The 1,990-nt window shown below is 63.4% G+C and carries 3 protein-coding genes; 1 reads left to right on the forward strand and 2 read right to left on the reverse strand.

What is annotated here, in order from left to right:
• Nucleotides 1–185 precede the first annotated feature (185 nt).
• The gene (locus tag BG842_RS00650) at nucleotides 186–785 is read left to right on the forward strand and encodes an MBL fold metallo-hydrolase (protein WP_069449261.1); all 600 of its coding nucleotides are present in this window, start codon (nucleotides 186–188) and stop codon (nucleotides 783–785) included.
• Nucleotides 786–795: 10 nt separating this feature from the next.
• On the opposite strand, the gene BG842_RS00655 is transcribed toward BG842_RS00650, so the two are convergent.
• Both BG842_RS00655 and BG842_RS00660 read right to left on the reverse strand, forming a co-directional pair.
• Entirely contained in the window at nucleotides 796–1,584 is a 789-nt protein-coding gene (locus tag BG842_RS00655; RefSeq protein ID WP_069449262.1) for an ATPase, read from the reverse strand.
• Nucleotides 1,581–1,847: a DUF5827 family protein gene (locus tag BG842_RS00660; protein ID WP_007978435.1), complete on the reverse strand. Its 267-nt coding sequence runs from the start codon at nucleotides 1,845–1,847 to the stop codon at nucleotides 1,581–1,583. Before BG842_RS00660 ends, BG842_RS00655 begins: the two co-directional genes overlap by 4 nt.
• Between the last annotated feature and the right edge of the window lie 143 nt (nucleotides 1,848–1,990).

Consider the following 1,990-nt stretch of genomic DNA (forward strand, 5'->3'; position numbering starts at 1 on the left):
AAGCCAGTGGGCATGCGGCGGCAGTACTTGGCCTTTCAGACCGGGACGCGTGGCTGAAGACTATCACGCCGACCTCGTGGCCTTTGACCTCAAGACGGTACAAGAGAATGGAACGTACGAAAATCCATTGCAGTTGGCTGATGGCATGCAATATGTCCTCGTTAACGGAACAATAGCGGTCGAAGATGGGCAACCAACGGGAGACCGGTCAGGGACGGATCGCGGCGAACGTGCAGGCGTTCACCAGCAACGCGTTCCTCGTGGACGGCGACCGGACCGTCCTCGTGGACACCGGGTCGAACTTCGACGCCGTGTCGCAGGTCGAGGAGGCCGTCGGCGACCTCGATGCCGTCATCGTCACGCACACGCACCCCGACCACGTCGGCACCCTCGATGCGGTCAAGGAGGCCTTCGACGTCGAGGCGTTCGGCTTCGACCCCGACCAACCCGGCGTGGACGTCGGAATCGAGGACGAGGCGGTCGTGACCATCGGCGACGACGACTACCGCGCGCTCCACACGCCGGGGCACAAGGACGACCACCTCTGTTTCTACTCCGAATCGGCGGACATCCTCTTCGCGGGCGACCTCGTGTTCCAGAACGGCAGTTTCGGCCGAACCGACCTCGAAGAGGGTGACCGCGCGGCGCTCATCCAGAGCATCGACCGCGTGCTCGACGCGGTGGACGAGGACCTGCGCGAGATGCACGTCGGCCACGGCCCGAGCGTGACGACTAACCCGTACCACGACATCGAACTGGCGTCACAGGCCGCGCGGATGCGATAACGAACGACGATTAGAGAAGCGACTCATACGCGTCTCCGTACACGGACGCGATTTTCTCGGGGTCGTTTCGCTCCGCCTTCGAAAGCGGTTCGAGCGTCGTCGTTTCGGCGGGGTCGAGCAGGTTCACCACGTCCGATACGCGTTTTTCCATCGTCCCGTCGTGGACGCTGTTGTCGGCGACTTCGCACGCCTTCGCGTAGCGCGCGCCGTCGTACACTCGGACGCGGCGGGGTTCGACGACGGCCACGGTGTCGAACTCGACGCCCTGAATCGGGCGGGCGATGTCGCTGTAGGACTCCACGACCGCCCGGTCTTCCGACCGGATGCGCTCGGCCAGCGCCCGGAAGTGCGGGAGGTAGCGGCGCTCGGTCTGGTCGTTCAGTTCCCCGAGGGATTCGACGACCACGGCGGACGAGAGCGGGAGGGCCTCGCGCACGGCGTCGGGCAGCGAGACGCTGCCGTTGACGACGAACCCGTTTCCAACGCGGTCAACGAGGAACTCGCGGCGGGACTGCCCGAGCAGTCCTTTGCCCGTGCCGGGCGCGGGCCGCCAGAGTCGGTGGACCGGGTTCAAGTCTTCGGGGTCGGCGTCGCCTCGACTCGCGGACGCGAGTCGCTTCGCGTCCTTGCCGTAGAGCCTCCCGTCCGTAAGCGCGGCCGTGGCGTCGTCGTGGTCGAACCAGAAGTCGTTGCCCGCGCGCGGCTTGAACCCGACCGACCCGATGTAGTTGAGGAGGCCGACCGTGAACGTCGTCTTTCCAGCGTCCACGCGGTCGCTTCCGGCGACGAGAACCGTCATGTCTTCAGGCCGTAGTAGCCCGGTTCCTCGTCGGTCGGCGGTTCGGCGACCACGAGTTTCTCGGAGTTCCGCATCACCCACGGAATCGCCCAGTCCAACAGGATATCTTCCGTCTCGACGTCGATTTCGGCGTCCGGGTCGAGACCCTGAAGGAGTCGAGCGATTTCGTAAACCGAGTACATCGTGTCCTCGTCGAGCAGTTCGTCCGGTTCGTAAAAATCACAGGGGTACAACTGCTCGAACTCGTCCTTTGGCTTTGGCATGGGTGGACGTACGTCCGAATGGGCGTAAAAGCTCTCGAATTGACCCGCGGAGTCTCGGGTATAATTCAGGGAAACGGTTATAAATATAACGGACGACCATGACAACCGAGTATTCATAACAACCGTTCGAGATAGGAACTGAC

This window comes from Haladaptatus sp. W1 (genome assembly GCF_001723155.1).
GTDB classification, from domain to species: Archaea; Halobacteriota; Halobacteria; order Halobacteriales; family Haladaptataceae; genus Haladaptatus; species Haladaptatus paucihalophilus.

Coding starts and splice junctions, on each gene's coding strand:
- BG842_RS00655 (WP_069449262.1), bottom strand. CDS start 1,584: ATGACGGTTCTCGTCGCCGGAAGCGACCGCGTGGACGCTGGAAAGACG.
- BG842_RS00660 (WP_007978435.1), bottom strand. CDS start 1,847: ATGCCAAAGCCAAAGGACGAGTTCGAGCAGTTGTACCCCTGTGATTTT.
- BG842_RS00650 (WP_069449261.1), top strand. CDS start 186: ATGGGCAACCAACGGGAGACCGGTCAGGGACGGATCGCGGCGAACGTG.